Annotated in this window: 18 protein-coding genes and 3 pseudogenes; 2 read left to right on the forward strand and 19 right to left on the reverse strand. The window is 43.7% G+C overall.

Translation table 11 applies throughout. The features are described from left to right. Window positions 1–376 precede the first annotated feature (376 nt). From Len3610_RS15095 to Len3610_RS15135, 8 genes and pseudogenes are all read right to left on the reverse strand, one after another. The gene (locus tag Len3610_RS15095) at window positions 377–1,111 is read right to left on the reverse strand and encodes an ABC transporter permease (RefSeq protein ID WP_176448693.1); all 735 of its coding nucleotides are present in this window, start codon (window positions 1,109–1,111) and stop codon (window positions 377–379) included. A 1-nt stretch (window position 1,112) separates the two neighbouring features. Beyond that, a complete protein-coding gene (locus tag Len3610_RS21200; RefSeq protein WP_255259645.1) occupies window positions 1,113–1,565 on the reverse strand; it encodes an ABC transporter permease in 453 nt (150 codons plus the stop codon). Window positions 1,566–1,812: 247 nt separating this feature from the next. Beyond that, window positions 1,813–2,704: pseudogene (locus Len3610_RS21475) on the reverse strand (ABC transporter ATP-binding protein). A 466-nt stretch (window positions 2,705–3,170) separates the two neighbouring features. After that, window positions 3,171–3,368, reverse strand: coding sequence for a hypothetical protein (locus Len3610_RS15115; protein WP_176448696.1), 198 nt, complete (start codon window positions 3,366–3,368; stop codon window positions 3,171–3,173). A gap of 659 nt (window positions 3,369–4,027) precedes the next feature. Beyond that, window positions 4,028–4,291 (reverse strand): AbrB/MazE/SpoVT family DNA-binding domain-containing protein, encoded by a 264-nt coding sequence (locus Len3610_RS15120; protein WP_176448697.1) that lies wholly within the window; start codon window positions 4,289–4,291, stop codon window positions 4,028–4,030. A 39-nt stretch (window positions 4,292–4,330) separates the two neighbouring features. After that, complete coding sequence (locus Len3610_RS15125; protein ID WP_176449701.1) at window positions 4,331–4,537, reverse strand: YrvL family regulatory protein; 207 nt, start codon at window positions 4,535–4,537, stop codon at window positions 4,331–4,333. Window positions 4,538–4,629: 92 nt separating this feature from the next. Beyond that, window positions 4,630–5,976 carry a sensor histidine kinase gene (locus tag Len3610_RS15130; protein WP_176448698.1) on the reverse strand — a complete coding sequence of 449 codons (1,347 nt, stop codon included), beginning with the start codon at window positions 5,974–5,976 and terminating at the stop codon, window positions 4,630–4,632. After that, window positions 5,973–6,641 carry a response regulator transcription factor gene (locus Len3610_RS15135; RefSeq protein ID WP_176448699.1) on the reverse strand — a complete coding sequence of 223 codons (669 nt, stop codon included), beginning with the start codon at window positions 6,639–6,641 and terminating at the stop codon, window positions 5,973–5,975. The genes Len3610_RS15130 and Len3610_RS15135 overlap by 4 nt, the downstream gene beginning before the upstream one ends. Before the next feature lie 143 nt (window positions 6,642–6,784). Here Len3610_RS15135 and Len3610_RS15140 point away from each other — a divergent pair, with 143 nt between their 5' ends. Beyond that, window positions 6,785–7,825, forward strand: a complete 1,041-nt coding sequence (locus tag Len3610_RS15140) for a C45 family autoproteolytic acyltransferase/hydrolase (RefSeq protein WP_176448700.1) — start codon at window positions 6,785–6,787, stop codon at window positions 7,823–7,825. 273 nt (window positions 7,826–8,098) lie between these two features. Here the strand turns inward: Len3610_RS15140 and Len3610_RS15145 are convergent, their stop codons facing one another. The 11 genes and pseudogenes from Len3610_RS15145 to Len3610_RS21905 all read right to left on the reverse strand — a co-directional run bounded on the left by Len3610_RS15145 (window position 8,099) and on the right by Len3610_RS21905 (window position 14,761). Further along, window positions 8,099–9,025, reverse strand: a complete 927-nt coding sequence (locus tag Len3610_RS15145) for a nucleoside hydrolase (protein WP_176448701.1) — start codon at window positions 9,023–9,025, stop codon at window positions 8,099–8,101. 102 nt (window positions 9,026–9,127) lie between these two features. Further along, complete coding sequence (locus tag Len3610_RS15150) at window positions 9,128–9,775, reverse strand: SDR family oxidoreductase (protein ID WP_176448702.1); 648 nt, start codon at window positions 9,773–9,775, stop codon at window positions 9,128–9,130. A gap of 269 nt (window positions 9,776–10,044) precedes the next feature. After that, entirely contained in the window at window positions 10,045–10,689 is a 645-nt protein-coding gene (locus Len3610_RS15155; RefSeq protein WP_255259915.1) for an RNA-guided endonuclease InsQ/TnpB family protein, read from the reverse strand. Further along, window positions 10,584–11,150: an RNA-guided endonuclease InsQ/TnpB family protein gene (locus Len3610_RS15160; protein ID WP_176448704.1), complete on the reverse strand. Its 567-nt coding sequence runs from the start codon at window positions 11,148–11,150 to the stop codon at window positions 10,584–10,586. The genes Len3610_RS15155 and Len3610_RS15160 overlap by 106 nt, the downstream gene beginning before the upstream one ends. A gap of 2 nt (window positions 11,151–11,152) precedes the next feature. After that, on the reverse strand, window positions 11,153–11,566 hold the full coding sequence (gene tnpA, locus Len3610_RS15165) for an IS200/IS605 family transposase (protein WP_176448705.1): 414 nt from the start codon (window positions 11,564–11,566) through the stop codon (window positions 11,153–11,155). Between the two features lie 258 nt (window positions 11,567–11,824). Continuing rightward, a complete protein-coding gene (locus Len3610_RS15170) occupies window positions 11,825–12,028 on the reverse strand; it encodes a CDGSH iron-sulfur domain-containing protein (RefSeq protein ID WP_176448706.1) in 204 nt (67 codons plus the stop codon). Window positions 12,029–12,188: 160 nt separating this feature from the next. Then, entirely contained in the window at window positions 12,189–12,935 is a 747-nt protein-coding gene (locus tag Len3610_RS15175) for a hypothetical protein (RefSeq protein WP_176448707.1), read from the reverse strand. A gap of 74 nt (window positions 12,936–13,009) precedes the next feature. After that, a complete protein-coding gene (locus Len3610_RS15180) occupies window positions 13,010–13,540 on the reverse strand; it encodes a D-glycero-alpha-D-manno-heptose-1,7-bisphosphate 7-phosphatase (RefSeq protein ID WP_176448708.1) in 531 nt (176 codons plus the stop codon). Window positions 13,541–13,658: 118 nt separating this feature from the next. Further along, a complete protein-coding gene (locus tag Len3610_RS15185; RefSeq protein ID WP_176448709.1) occupies window positions 13,659–13,796 on the reverse strand; it encodes a hypothetical protein in 138 nt (45 codons plus the stop codon). A gap of 91 nt (window positions 13,797–13,887) precedes the next feature. Then, entirely contained in the window at window positions 13,888–14,025 is a 138-nt protein-coding gene (locus tag Len3610_RS21900; RefSeq protein WP_255259646.1) for a hypothetical protein, read from the reverse strand. A gap of 166 nt (window positions 14,026–14,191) precedes the next feature. Beyond that, window positions 14,192–14,761: pseudogene (locus tag Len3610_RS21905) on the reverse strand (putative sulfate exporter family transporter). A 279-nt stretch (window positions 14,762–15,040) separates the two neighbouring features. Between Len3610_RS21905 and Len3610_RS15195 the strand changes: the two are divergent. Then, window positions 15,041–15,919, forward strand: a pseudogene (locus tag Len3610_RS15195) (LysR substrate-binding domain-containing protein). Window positions 15,920–15,957: the final 38 nt, after the last annotated feature.

The following is a 15,957-nucleotide window of genomic DNA, read 5'->3' on the forward strand; positions in this document are numbered from 1 at the left end:
TCATCTTGCCTCTTTCCCTTGTTCATGCTCAAAGGAAGGGTAAACAATATCAACCCTTTTAATTCAGGGCTGCAAACTGTATCTTTGAGACACAGCAAATTTGGAAGCAATATAAGCACCGGCTGATCAACAGAAACCCGAAACGCCTCAACGAATGATATATCTCAATCCAAAAGTTCTCCTTGCCAGGCTTGAACGTCAGAGAGAAAGCTCCTCAAGTTCAAAACGACCTTCGTAAGCATGCAAAACGTCAGAGAGAAGGCTTATCTCCGCCGAAACGCACTCCGGAAGTGGTCGAAACGTCAGAGAGAAGGCTTCTCTAGCCCAAAACGACCTCCGAAATCGAGCGAAACGTCAGAGAGAAATTTTTACTATATCAGACAGCCTTTCGCTGAAAATAAATCCATCCAGCAGCAAAAAAGATCACGAGACTGCCGCCAACCACTGTCAGCACCTGCTCCCACGGAACAAAGAACACACTCTCCTGCGCCCCGCCGGCATACATCATCAGAAATGGCTGTCCCCACGGATAATAAGGACCGTACGTCTCAGAATTCACCGCCAAAATCGACGGCAACGTGAAGATAACATTAACGGCGAACGGAGCCGCAAAGCTTTTCCAGAGAATTGACAGCGTCAGTTGCAGGGCTACAAGCGGCATTGTCGCAACCCATCCGCCAAAAATGCTTTTCCAAATGATCATTATCGGAAATGGGTCCGAAATCCCCTTCATCTGACCAGCAAAGAAAACAGCTGCCAAAAACAAAAGCTGCATGACCAAAACAGCGGCCATTAATAACACATATTTGGCCACAAACACATTGCCCCTTGTCACCGGCAGCGATAAAAATTGCTTCCAGCCGCCTGCCTGATGTTCATAACGGCAGATGATACCAGCAAGCACCCCTGTCATCAACGGCAAAAACAGCAACGCATACGGCAGGATCATAAACTGCAGCAGCAGATACCATGAATTCACCCCAGCTTCGATTTGCGAAAGATTCGTCATCAGACCGATCATCAGCCCAACCAACGGACTGACAAGCAGGATGGGCAGCATACCGGACTTCCGGAACTTAAACCATTCGGAGTGTAAAGCTTTCCAAAACATATCAGGACACATCCTTTCGCACAAAATGAACCATCCCGGCGGCATATAAAAACAATCCGCAACCAATGCCAAGCCAGATAATCGTGGCTGGTTCCGCCCATCCATTCATCAACGCCGGCCACTTCCAAATCAGCCAGTCCGGCAAATTATAGGCCATATACGCTAAGATAACACCGATCACACCCATCGTCACCGGAATTCCCTGATGGCGGCTCACCAACGCTATCCAAAGATGTAACGCCAGCACCGGCAGCGCAGCCATTAACGGATAAAAGCTGAATTTGACAGCTTCAAGATATGGAATGTGGTCACCCAAATCGAGGTACATACCAAAGCCAGTGTTGAAATCAAGCAATAACACGGATGCTACAAAAAGCAGTAAGAGAAGTACCATAAACTTTGATAAATAAACGGCCATTTTAGACACGGTAAAGCGACAAGCTGCTCCATGCATTGGTTTTCATTTTCACACTGGCCGTGAGCGACGTCAGGATTTACAATGCCCAGCACCACGGCAAGCGGTGTGACATATTCACATTCAGCAAATAATATTGCCAGTTATCGTCACTCTGCTGGAGCAGATAGTCTTTACGCACACCGTAGTTACCATTTGCATGAACACGACACCGAGCGGCCAACCAGCGTCAACAGCCAAAACCTTTCGTCTGATTTCAGAAAATCCGAGCGCAAAAGTTGTCCAATCATAACGCATTCCCCTTCGTCATCTCTAGGAAAATATCCTCCAGCGACCGCTTTTCTTCTTCCGCCCGGTAGACCGCATAACCGTCCTGAACAAGCATCTGAATAGCCTTCGCAACATGCTCATCCGAACCTTCATCCAAATAAACACGCCCATCCCGGCTCTCAGCATGCATGCCCCTGACCAAAAGTGCCTGACTTGCCTCTATACTGTCACTGACACGCAGGACAACGCTTTTGCTGAGCGTGTCACGTATTTTCATGGAATCCTGAAAATCATTTTTCGTCCGAAATAATCCAACTGATGTGGCAATCTTGATCGATTTCCGATACAAATGGCTCGAGATTTAAAACAGTTTATGGCCAAATCCTCTGGCAGCTGTTTAATCAAATTTCGGATTTCAATAATGCCTGACGGGTCGAGTCCATTCGTCGGCTCATCGAGAATCAGCAGGCGGGGCTCATGCAAAAGCGCAATCGCAATCCCGAGCCGCTGCTTCATGCCAAGGGAAAATGCCTTCACCTTTTTATTGGCGACATCCTGCAAACCGACAACTTCCAGCACCTCACCAATCCGTGATTTCGGAACCTGATAAATCTTCCGGATCGCTTCAAGATTTTCCTTTGCCGTCAGATGCGGGTAATATGATGGATTTTCAACAAGTGAACCGATTTGCTTCAAAATATCAATGCGTTCCTTCTTTAAATCCTGGTTAAAGATATGAATGGAACCGGATGTCGGCTTCATCAGACCCAAAAGCATCCGAATGGTGGTGGTCTTCCCGGCACCATTCGGTCCAAGAAACCCGTACACTTCCCCTTCAGGTATAGCCAGGCTGATGTTGTTCACCACCTTGTCCGGCCAAATTGCTCAACTAAATTATTTGTCTGTATTACATATCATTTGTTTCACCTCTTCTTAAATGGTAACATCGCCATTTAAATCCTGGTTCAACAAAGGTTAAAATTTGTTTAAAAACGGGGAAGCTGCTGAAAAAATACGCTCGGAGCAAAAAGCCCCGAGCGTATTTTTATAGTGGAAGTATTCACAAAAGCACCAATTTAACGAAGAAATGTTAGTCTATAATGTAATCAACTGATTCGTTATTAGATGACTTATAAACATTTATCTTGTTAATTTCGTTGCCCATCAACCGCCAGGTCAGCAGAAATCATTGAAAAGACTAGAGAATGACACCATAACCATTATTAACAGTAGCCAAGACGATTGCAATGGCTGCTTAATAAAATTAAAATGGATTGTAATGCCAACCACTTTTTGTCTTTTAATACTGGCCAGTTCATCATCACACCACCGCAACATTCTACAAAATTTTGTTAGATATTAGCACCAGATAGTTTAATTACTATTTTCTTTACTAAAATAGTAGCATATACCAGCTGCACATGCCGAAAAAATAACCATTCCCGTAATAAGGTTTCTATGAGATAGTACATTTAGAATCATTTGAGCTATTGTAGCAATTAAAACCAATATAAACATTATATTGAATATTGATTTTGAAGTAATTGTCCTATCTCCTATTTTTATTTCCATTTTATTACCCCCTTTAGCGGAAGAAGCGACTGTACTTATTGAACAATCGCACCTTTTTGTTTACCCTACTTGGTAACCTGTTTTTTATATTTATCACTTTGTAGAGCAAACAAAAACCAAATCACAACAATAAAGATGCATAACCCTATCTTTTTCTATAGGCTACCTTCTTGAAGTATCCTGCCAGTTAGCTGAATAATGTTTGAATTCCTTATTCAAGATTTGCAACCCCATAACCTTTTTGACTATGTAAAATCACGAAGAAATTCGGATGGTGTATAGACCGTTAAATATCCTTAATTTCATCAGTATGGAAGTCTTTATCGCCGGTTATCAAAATATCAGGTTCAGCAATGACAAGTGACACGAGAATAGGGAGGGATATCCTTTTCATCACGAATATCTGGAATTAAATATGGCCTATGATCAGAAGGCGTATATGTCAACTCAAATTCAAGGGTTGTTAAAAAACGATCCCATGTGTTCACCTTATTTGGAAATTTTCTATTAATCACCTTTGAAACTTCATTAATAGAATAACTGCAAATAACCAATTGATGGCACTCGGGTTATATATTCAAGTACATGGCTTGATATAGACTTTTGGGAAAGGACAGCAGAAATGAGAATATTTGAAATCAACAAATACTCTCAGGTGTTCATTTTTTTTGCTCATTCCACATTTCCTCCCTGACCTTTTCCAGTTCAGCTTGTAAGTCTTCTTCTGTGATGCCTTGATTTTCAGCTTCCTGCCCAATTTCCTTTTGTAATTCACGCAAAGCTAAAATACTTGCCTTTGTAATAACGATCCTCCCATTATCCTCAATAAAAGCTACACGATCGCCTTCATCCAGTTTCAACTTTTGTCTAATCGTTTTCGGTACGGTTACTTGCCCTTTAGAACTAATTCTTGATACTTCCACAATCATCACCCCTTTACATTCTTTACTTCATTACATTTATTATATCACATATCGCCATTTAACGGCGGTTAAGGGCTGCTTACTGCCATCCTCTTTGTCCTCAAATATAATTTCCAGCGCAGCCAGCAGCAATGCAACTATGATCTCTGTTTCCAGGGAAAGGGTGATACCTCTCATAAACTCGTCAACTGTGAACAGGACTACCCAGTTCGATATGCTCTCGATACTGAACTGAAGAAAAAGTATCTTTAATTTTTCTTAATTGTGACTAACGACTGATGTACTTATCCTTTTATTAGAGTAACCTGCCAGTTGATTCAATAACGACAACTTCTATTTTAATCGATAGTTTGCTTTTTAATCCGAACCGCAGTCCCGCTTTCATCTGAATCAATATCCCAGTCCAGCCCCATTTGCCGAACCATCATATCAACAATTGACAACCCGATGCCGGCACCTTTTTCAGATCCTTCATTATCCATACCGGGGCCATGGTCGGTGATGAGAATGGCGTCATAGTCATGCGTTGTCTCGGTTGCTACGCCGACATACCGTCCTTCCTTGGCATAACGCATGATGTTTTGCAGCAAATTATCAAGAATCCTGTCCATCCAGAGCGGGTCGACCAGCCAATCGTTATTATCAAACGACTCCAGATTGACATTAATTTCAAAGTTTTCCTGTTCGAACAGCGGGTACCATGATGCGAGAGACGTCCGGACATGACGGATTACATCAGTTTCTTCCGGCTGGTATTTCAGTTTGCTCGCTGTTAATAACGTATATGACATCAGGTTTTCCATCAGCCGGTCGACATGATCAATGGATTCTTCCAGCCGTTCGAAAGCCTGCCCGCCCTCATCAGACAAACCTTCCCTGGTGATGGCATCCATCTGGGCCCGCATTTTGGTTAATGGCGTGCGCAAGTCATGTGACAGATTGGCAACCAGCTCGCGTCTCAGCTGCTCTTCTTCCTGTTCACGCTCCCTGCTTTCACGCAGTTCATTGACCATGTTGTTGAATGCTGTTTCAAGCTGGCCGATTTCATCATCTTTTTTCACATCAATCAATACCGGCAGATTGTCAACGTCCCGTACTGCCATCGCCTTCTGCAGATTCAGAAGCCGCTTCCGGATCTGCCTGAAAAAAATGAGTGATACGATCATAAACAGAAGAATTAAAACAAGAAATGTGACTGAGTATACCCAGGTCCGGTCACTTGTTGCGTTATCCATGACGGCTCTGGGCAATTCCAAAACGATAAAGCCTTGATTTTCTTCCTGACCGAGAAATGCGACAACTGTAAATGGATTCCCGTTATACCGATCCTTAATGAACTGCGCTGTATACGCAGCATCCCACTCCGCCAGTAAATCTGCCGCGGTATCAAGTTCTGCCGACAACCGGCCATCGTCATTCACCCAGAACATGCCGGCATCAGGATAGGCTTGTTTCCACTCCCGGAAGTGAGCCATGACCGTTTCCCTTGAAGCGTCCTGGATATCCCCGGCATCCCTGTGCCATTTATCTTCCACCCCTGAATAATCCCGTTCCAGTTCACCAACATCCGCATTAGTCAGAATTAAAGCCGATATGATCAGACTTATTTGCATAACGAAAATTGCGACAATGATAATCAGCAAATATTTCGCTTGCAGTGATCTAAAAAATTTGAAAATCCTCATTTTCTCACCCTGTATCCAATGCCCCGAATTGTCTCAATAATCGTTGGATGGGCCGGATCTTTTTCAAGTTTTTCTCGCAGGTGACGGATATGCACCATTAATGTTTTATCTCCCTCGATATATTGCTCATTCCACACGCCCTCGTACAGCTGCTCTTTTGTTAAAATCTGATTGAGATGACGCAGGAAATAACGGAAAATATGATACTGTTTGCCGGTAAGCTGGATTTCTTCTTCCGTTTCCCGGTTGGTAATGTGCAGATCCTGTGTGTTAACGGTCAGGTGCTGGAATTGCAAGAGCTCGTCCTGTTTATCAAAACGCCTTAGCAGGACATCGACACGTGCCACAAGCTCATCGGGATGAAACGGCTTTGTCACATAATCATCCGCAAAACTTAAGCCTTCCAGTTTATCTTCTACGGCCGTGCGGGCAGACAGCATCAGAATCGGCAAATCCGGCTTTTCCTTTTTTATCCGCTTGCCGAGTGAAAAACCATCCAACCCCGGCAGCATGACATCCAGAATGACAATGTCCGATTCCTGAATATAACGGCCGGCCATTTCACCGGATGACAGCCACCTAACGTCATGGTCTTTTTCCGTCAGACGCTGCTTCACCCACTCGCCAATATCTGTTTCATCTTCAATGTATAATATACGGGCCATGCTTAAACCTTCTTTCAATCATATCAGTCTGTCTATTATTTTAAGTCAAAATGAAAAGTTTTCAATGGCTCTGAATCATCATGATTTTAATTTTTAAAAATCTAACGTAAAATAGAAGTAATTTTGATAAAAGGATGAATGCCATGACAAATATACATGTTGATATCACCCAGTTCCGCGGCAGCCATTATGATTTCGGCTATGCTCAAGGGATGACACTTCGGGATTCTGCTGTGCTGCATAATCGGCAGGATAACTGGCGTGTAAGGACACCCCGTTTTAAAATTGATGAGCATGAGGCGGAGAATGCGTTTATCCAGTTTGCTCCCGGCATCTGGGATGAACTGCTGGGACTGCGCGATGCACTGAACATGTCAATGCAGGGGGTACTGCGTGATTTTGGCCATTATCGCGTGAATATGAAACCAAGCGGCTGCTCGATTTTAACTGGAGCGGATTTTATGGTGCGCAATTATGATTATCATCCGCTCACCTATGACGGCCGCTACAGCTTTTTTCAGCCAAGCGACCAGGGCTACGCCATTATCGGGCCGGCCTCACGCATTACCGGACGAATGGATGGCATGAACGAAAAAGGCCTGGTTATGGGTTACAACTTCATGCAGCGGCGTAAACCTGGTGATGGTTTTACGTGCTTCATGATCGGACGTATGATTCTGGAAACGTGCGTTACCGTTGATGATGCAATTCAGCTGCTGAAGGAAATCCCCCACCGCGGATCGTTCAGCTATGTTGTACTGGACCGGAATGAAAAAACATATGTGATTGAAGCATCGCCGCGATCGGTGGAAGTGCGGCAAGCCTATATCTGTACCAACCATTTTGAACTTCTCAAGCATGAAAACCGCCATCATTTGGATGATTCCTACAGACGAATGAATCGGATTAAGGAAGAAAACACCGGATCAATCAATGCATATGATGCTTTCCGATTGCTGAATGACAAGGGTAAAGGTGTCTTTTCGGATCTGTATAAAAGCTGGGCCGGGACTATTCATACGACTGCCTATTTTCCAAAGGATCTGAAAGCATGGTTTGCCTTAGGCGGCGATCAGGAACCAGTCGAGTTTGACTTTGCCAGCTGGCTTAAGGGTGTAGATGTTGCTCAAAAGCCAATCTACGGTGATCTCGATACCCATTTAGGCATAGCGAATATGAACTAGTGTCATAACTACAATCGAAAGTTATCGCAAAAAAGGGGCGTGTTTTCAAAAAATTTTTGAATGTCATGCCCCTTTTTTGTCATTGGATTCGATTGTAGTTAAAAGAAGGATTTATTGACGTTGCCCGATTGGGTTGTTGTCGCGCGATTTGATGGGATTTCCGCGCGAAATCATGGCTTCCTCGCGCGAGTTCATCTATTGCCGCGCGACCTGCCAAGTCCACAGTCGCGCGTTCTCGTTTGAATCAATGCAGTTAAAGCCGCGTTCACAAATTTAATACGACCTCAATGCATCCATAAACAACTGCCAAAATCTGTCCGGGTTCAGCTGGCGGGCAAAATGAACGTTTGCTTTTCTGCCCGTTGCACCTTTTAAATCAACAACGGTCATGCCATACGTGAATTCACCGGTTGTTTCCACATCGACTCGAACGCTATCCAGTTCAACTATAGCCGGGTCAATCAGGTAAGCGATCGGACAAGGGTCATGGAGAGCAGCCCCGGCAAATTTTCCTTTGTATGCGCCGGAATAAAAGGTCAGCATATCAGCAACTGCTGTCGCGACAGGATTATCAATAGCTTTCAGCTCCTCCAGCTTATCTGAAGTTGCCAATGCCTGATGGGTAACATCCAGTCCGAACATCGTAATCGGAGCGCCGCTTTCGAATACAATCTTAGCCGCTTCTGCATCCGCATAAATGTTAAATTCAGCAGCTGGTGTTCTATTCCCATATGTACCGCCGCCCATCAGTGCAATCTCTTTGATTTTCGGAACGATACGCGGTTCTTTCCGGATAGACAATGCAATGTTCGTCAGTGGTCCGATTGCTGCAATTGTAATAGCCCCATCAGAAGCCATCAATTTCTCAATCAAGACGTCTACCGCGTGCTGATCAACCGGTTGTTTGGCTGGTTCTTGCGGAAGTGCCGTCCCGTCCAGGCCGCTTTTGCCATGAACATGCGAAGCCTCCAATGGCTCACGGACGAGGGGCCGGTCAGCTCCCATTGCCACAGGAACATCATGCAGTCCAATCAGTTCACATACCCGCAGTGCATTTTTAGTGTTTTTCGCCACATCCACATTGCCGGCAACTGTTGTGATCGCGTCTAACTGCAAATGACTCGCTCCGGACGCCGCCATGATGATAGCCATCGCATCATCATGGCCAGGGTCACAGTCAATGATGATTTTCTTTTGCATTTGTTATCACCTCTTTTCTATTATACAACCGTTTGCTCTATGTAAACCAGTGAACGTAAAAAACACCAAAAGCCACCTTGGCCTTTGGTGTTAATTCGTATATTACAGGTTCTTCAAGGAATCAGCAATCGCTGTCTCACCCGACACAAGATCAAACGCTTGTTTATGCGTATTTTCCTCAGACAGCGAGGCGATAACTGTTGCCGCGACATCTTCGCGCGGCACAAATCCACGCTCGTCCAGGTTTCCAGCTATATGCACCTTACCCGTTCCGTCCTCGTTTAACAGTCCGCCCGGCCGCACAATCGTGTAATTCAGATTGCTTGCCTCGAGCATTCTGTCAGCATAATGTTTGGCCACATAGTAATGCCTGATTTTTTCGCTCCATTTTTCTCGGTTATTGGCTTGCAGGGCGCTTACCATCACAAAGCGTTCAACACCTGTTTCCTCAGCTGCTTCAATTGCTTTGACAGCACCATCCAAGTCAATGAGCAATGTTTTATCGGCACCGGTGCTCCCGCCTGATCCAGCTGTGAAAATAACCGCGTCGCAGCCTTTTGCCGCTTTGACCAATGATTTTTTACTGCCCTCAAGGTTTGCAATGACAGCGTCGATTCCATTTTTCTTCAGCTCTTCTGCTTGTTCTTCTTTTCGGACCATTGCCCGTACAGTATGTTCATCGCTTTTTTTTAATTGATTGACAATATGTTTTCCAATTTGACCATTCGCACCTATTACCAAAGCTTTCAATACAGTTCACTCCTTCATAATTTATATTTTACCATTGCAATCGCCTGCAGGTCTTATCACTTTATAAATCACACAATGTTCAGGTGGAAATCCACAGTCGCCAGCACCTTCGACTCGTATACATACTCATATTATTCCAAATGGACGGTTTCATGACAATTATATTGCTTCGTGAACTACATCGCCATTAAAATGGCGAGCTTCTCGTTTCACAGAGACGGCAACCCACCTCTCCACGAAGGCCTGTTCCGTGCCTATATGTTCTAAGATTAAGAAGCCGTTTCCAGTTGTTCTTTTGCCCTGTTTAAAATGTTCCCGGCCGCATTGACATCCCGATCCACCGTGTAACCGCAGTTTGGACAACAATGTGTACGTTCATCCAATGTTTTGCGAACCATTTGGCGGCAATTAGAACATTCCTGGCTTGTATTTTGTGGATTCACTTGAATGACACACTTACCAGCCTCTTCCGCTTTGTAAGTCGTATACACAACAAGTGAACGCCACGAAGCATCCAGTATCCATTTTGATAGTGTCTTATGTTTAACCATGTCTTGAATGTTGAGATCTTCAAAAGCGATGAGGTCGTATTGATCTACCACTTGGCGGCTCACTTTGTGCGCTCGGTCACGACGACGATTTGCCAACTGTTCATAAGCTTTTGTCAGTTGTTGCTTTGCCTTGTGCCATCGACGCGACCCTTTCTTTCGTCGTGACAGGATTTTGTTCCAATAACGAATTTTCTTCTCGGATTGTTTTAAAAAACGGTGGTTGTCGTATAAATCGCCGTTCGAGGCGGTTGCCAGATTCAGAATACCCAGGTCAATGCCGATTTCTTCGCCTGTTGATGGGGCCGGTTCCACATCAATCTCACAGGAAAAACACGCATACCATTTGTTGTTTTGACGGCGAATGGTACAAGTTTTAATCGTCCCCTCGATTTGTCGATGACACTTAATGCCGAACATTGGCCGATTTTGACAGCTTGAGGCATTTTCCCGTTTAGAGCGAAGCCACTTTGAGGATAGGTAAAACTATGATAGCGATTGTCACCCTGGAATCTCGGAAATCCTGCTTTCTGTTTAGCCTTCAGTCGTCGAAAAAAGGCTTGGAATGCTTTGTCCAGGCGTCCGACAACATCCTGTAACACTTGAGATTGTATCTGCTTGTATTCAGGGATTTCCTGCTTTAATAGGGGAAGTTCCTTTTTTTGACCATAATAACGAATGGCGACACCACGTGTTTTATAAGCAAAGATTCGCTGCTCAAGCATGGCATTATATAACTGACGGCACATCATTAACACCCAATTCATGCTGGCTTCTTGTTCCTGGTTCGGTTCAAGTTTAAACTTATACGTTTTTTTCATTATCATCTCTACCCTCTTTTGGATTGATTCGCAATATATTTTTGGATAGCATCTTCCGAAATAGAGCCAACCGTTTCAATATAAAAGCTACTGTTCCAAAGCCGTCCTTTCCACAGATATTGCTTTATATGAGGAAATTCCAAAAATAGTTTACGGGCAGAAATCCCTTTTAGCATTTTCACCATATAGGAAGGAGCTACTTTTGGATGAGCGGACACAAAAGCATGGATAGACCCGAGTTCACCCACTTCGATCATATGGACGATAAAACCTTTTTCTTCCGCTATATCCCGGAAAATTTCTTTGAGTCTTTTTTCAATGGCCTCATTTAGAATTTTTCGACGATATTTCATGGACCAAACAAGGTGATAATTGATATTATAGACACAAGTTCTTGCGTGGATAAGATTATTTTTCTTCATACATGTAGTTTATCATTTATAAGAATTAGCTTCCATTATAATAGTTATTATTGAATAACATATGGTTTAGATGGCGGTGATTCATCTCCCCATTCGAAATGAGGAGGATTCTCACCGATTATCCTAAATAGACCATCTACTCTCAGGTAGAACTTAAGCTGAAAGTAATATTAACACGAGAAAATATATTGAAAAATTCAGTAATCAAAAGGGCGAAAAGTCCCTCTACGCCACTATCAAACATAGAGGGACCTAACATTATTCCGCACGCGGCTCACTTTCAAAACCGACTTTCCGGTGGGTCCCATCGCAAAATGGTTTATTGTTTGAATGACCGCAACGGCAAAGGGAGAAAGCCTTTTTGGTTTCAAATACATTGCCGTCTGCATCTACCATCTCCACATTGCCTTTCACCAGATAAGGTCCATTATCATTTACTTTGATTTGTGCATTGTCACTCATTTTCATCCCCCTTACGCAAATATGTCTCATTAGTATATTCAACATCCTGCGCCCAAAACCCTTTTTACAACGAATATTTTCGACAGCGGGATAAACACTACATTAGTCAATCGTAATCCCGTACCACTAAGTGACACGGGATTTTTTGGTTAAAAGGGTGCTATTTCTGTTTTTTCCTCATGTGGTAATCATTAAAGAACTTTCCTTGCTTTTTGACAAACGGGTACAGCTTCTGTTCTTTGGCTTCTTTAGCATGCTGTGTCATGATTTCATCAAAGAGTGTTTCAGCATCCTTGCTTTCTGTCTCCATTCCTAAAGCTTCAGCTGTCTGAATAGTTTTCTGTTCGTGAATGGCTTTTTTCAGTTCCAGGACATCTTTTTCTTTAGTATCGATGCCTAATGTATTCGCTTCATTATCGATCGATGCTTTCATAACACTTTTCTTCAGTTCTTCTACATCTTTATTTGACTGATCAACACCCAGTTCCTCAGCCCGTTGCTTTAGCATCGTTTCGAATACTTCTTCTGCAAGTAATTGGGGATCTTTTCCGTCTTGATTAACGCCGAGTTCCTCTGCCTTATCCTTTACCTCCGCATGATGAACTTCTTTGGCAAGTTCTCTGACATCTTTACCTTCCGTTTCAATCCCATTCTCTTCTGCTGATTGTTTAATTTTTATCTCAGCTACTTCTTTGTGTAATTGCTCTTTATCTTTGCCATCTGTTTCAATCCCTAATTCCTCTGCCTCAAGTTCGAGGAAAATATGGTGATAGGTTTCCTTTCTGGCGTCTTCTGTTTGTTCTTCACTTTGCAGGTCCTCGGCAAACCCTTTATAAAAAGCAGATACAGAAGGGGCGCTCGTGAAAAACATCAGGGACATAGCCATCAGGGTAATTAAGCCTTTCATGCCGGATTCATCCTTTCGTTACTAAATTTTGCGACAAGATTTAGTGTTCCCCGAAAAGATAGATCCATGAAAAATTAATCGTGTTTTTTAACCCAGTCGGCAAATGACATAAGGTCCGGAAAATACCAATCTGCTTTGACCGTGTGCTCATTCCTGCCACCCACAAGGACTGTTTTGGTGCCTGCCTGGTTTCCGGCCTCGATATCCGGGGCCCTGTCACCGGCCATATAGCTTTCGGACAAGTTAACGTTATGTTTTTCGGCCAGGTCCAGAATCATTTGCGGTTTAGGCTTGCGGCAGGGGCAATTTGCATGCGGCTCATGCGGGCAATAGGCAATATCATCAATGACCGCACCAAATTCACCGAAATCCGCTTCCATTTTATTATGTATATCTGTCAGCGCGTCTACCTTCATATAACCAAGACCGATTCCACCCTGATTGGTCACGATGAAAACATAATACCCCATGTCATTGAAAATTTTAACCGCTTCCCCAACACCTTCCAGCAGGTAAAAATCACGCGGTCTATTGACGAATTTGACCCGCTCACTTAGTACTTCATTGATAACACCATCACGATCAAGGAACATTCCTTTGTTCATACAATCGCTCCCCTTATTCTCATTAGAAAGCGGTGTGACTCAGCCATATCACACCGCTTATTTATAATTCAGCTGTTCACAGGAGATAGCAGAGCCATTCCGGTGAATACACTTTTAATTAATCATCCTTTTTATTATCAACATATTCATTCAGCTGCTCACCATGTACACTGCTGTTTTTATATTGGCTTTTGCGGCCGTTCCGAAACTCACCATGGTTCTTATTTTCTTTGAATTGGTTGTTCTTATTCGGCATTGTGTGCACCCCTTTCCTCACCTTCATCTTTTGGAGGAGGGCTCATTTTTATACATGTAACGCCTTTCAGGTACATCGTTTCCGGGTGACTCTAAAACCACCCAAATGCTGATACGAGTACAAATCCAAACACGGCCAGCAATACCGATCCGATTAATCCGGCCAAAAACGACTTGAGACCGAGGCGTCGGAATGTGCCAATATTGACACCTAATCCAATACCGGCCATCGCCATCGCAAGCAGCAGATAAGCGACATTGACAACCTGGTTCCGGTACTATTCAAATTGAGTTAAAGGCACTTACAGGCCAGGAAGCCAAAAAGATAAAACCACGGGTATCATTACCAGGAAAATTTGCTTCTGGCAGTATTTCCCCTCCTGTTTTGAAAGAGGATTAACCAATCAATAGGATAACTGGGACAAGCAAGGCCACGCGTGTCAGCTTAACAATCACAGCAATATCGACAGCTTCATCCCCCGCCTGCTGCAGCTGCTTGCGACAAACATGGGCGATTTCATGCAGTGTCGCACCGGGCAAAAAATACCGAAAACTTCTGACTGAGACAAAGCACGAAAAAGAAACGTATAGACAAGTTAACACGTGCCCATACGGCAATCGTTGCACCCCGACAGCCTGTTTCGTCATCTTTGCCTTCACTTTGCGGGCAATCGCAACATCGCTGCCGCACCGCAAATAGCTGCCCGCCTGCCGTCAATATACCCCAGCTTTTTGTCAACGCCCATCCAGCGTGAGATGGCAATAAAAACAACGAACAAGGTGCAAATTATTTAGATTAAGCGCGGCAATCGTAAACACACTCCAGCCTGCTTCGTAAATTTCCACCAAATTCAGCCGCATTCCGAGAAGAATAATACCAAATCTCAGCAACTTCTTGCCGGAAAAAGTGACACCCGTCTTGACACTCTCGGGCAAGCCAAAAGCTGCCCGCCAGCCAATAACCAATCAGAAATCGCGATCACAAGCTGTCCCATAATCGATAAAAATGGAAATGGGCTAAAATTGAGCGATCAAGGCAATTCACAAAGTTATTTAAAATTTCCATTCAGAAACGGATGAATGGCTGTTTTAGCAGTTTTTTCATTATTGCTTCCATCGATGTACACACTCTCTTTGCGGATTTAAAAATTATCTGTTTTTACTTTATCGAACGTCTTGTCATTAGTAAAATACATATAAATGATTGTTGTCATTAATATTTTTAATAATCGGGAGGCGACAGATGTGTACTACGATGCACTAAGGACATTTGTTACGGTTGCGGATAAACAGAATTTCACGAAAGCCGCCGAGATATTGCGAATATCCCAGCCGAGTGTCAGTTTGCATATCAAAAATCTTGAAGAGGAATTTCAGACGGAATTATTTGTCCGTACTCCAAAAAAGCTGACCATTACACCAACCGGGGAAATGCTCTATGATCGCTCCAAACAGATACTTGGCATGTATGAACAGACACGCCAGGACATTCTCGAACATCACCATGCTGTAAAGGGAGCGATCAAAATTGGTGCCAGTTTTACGGTTGGTGAGTATATTGTGCCATCATTATTTAAGAAGATGCACTGGGCATTTCCCGACCTGGATCTTGAATTGGTTATTGGCAATACTGAGGAAATCGTACAGTCAGTGAAACGGCTGAACGTCGATCTTGGTTTGATCGAGGGGCAGACCAATGAACCGGAATTGCTGATTCAGCCATTTATGGAGGACGAATTGTTTGTCGTAGCACCTTCTGATCACTCGCTTGCCCATCAGGATGAAGCGGATATAGCCGATCTCCACCATGAAACATGGATTGCCCGGGAAGAGGGCTCAGGCACCCGAAAATACCTTGATCATATCATCCGCTCAAAATGGGATTTCAAGATCAAATCCATGATACAATCAGCAGCAAATCAGGTGTAAAGAATCGTGATCCGTGGACTGGGATTATCAGTTCTATCGAAAAGTGGTGTGGAGCGAAACGTGGAGACATAGCGACCTTGTTGATAATTCCCTAATAAAAAGCCATCTTTCAAGCGCCGCTTTTCCTATGTCTGTTCCCCAATTATGGCGAGGAAAAGGAATGTGGAGGCATTTATGGAAGTGTTAAATAATTAGAGAAAGATCGTGTAAAAAAAATAATCACCCGCTTCAGA

Origin of the sequence: Lentibacillus sp. CBA3610, assembly GCF_013373365.1 — a bacterium.
In the GTDB taxonomy this organism is placed as follows: Bacteria; Bacillota; Bacilli; order Bacillales; family Amphibacillaceae; genus Lentibacillus.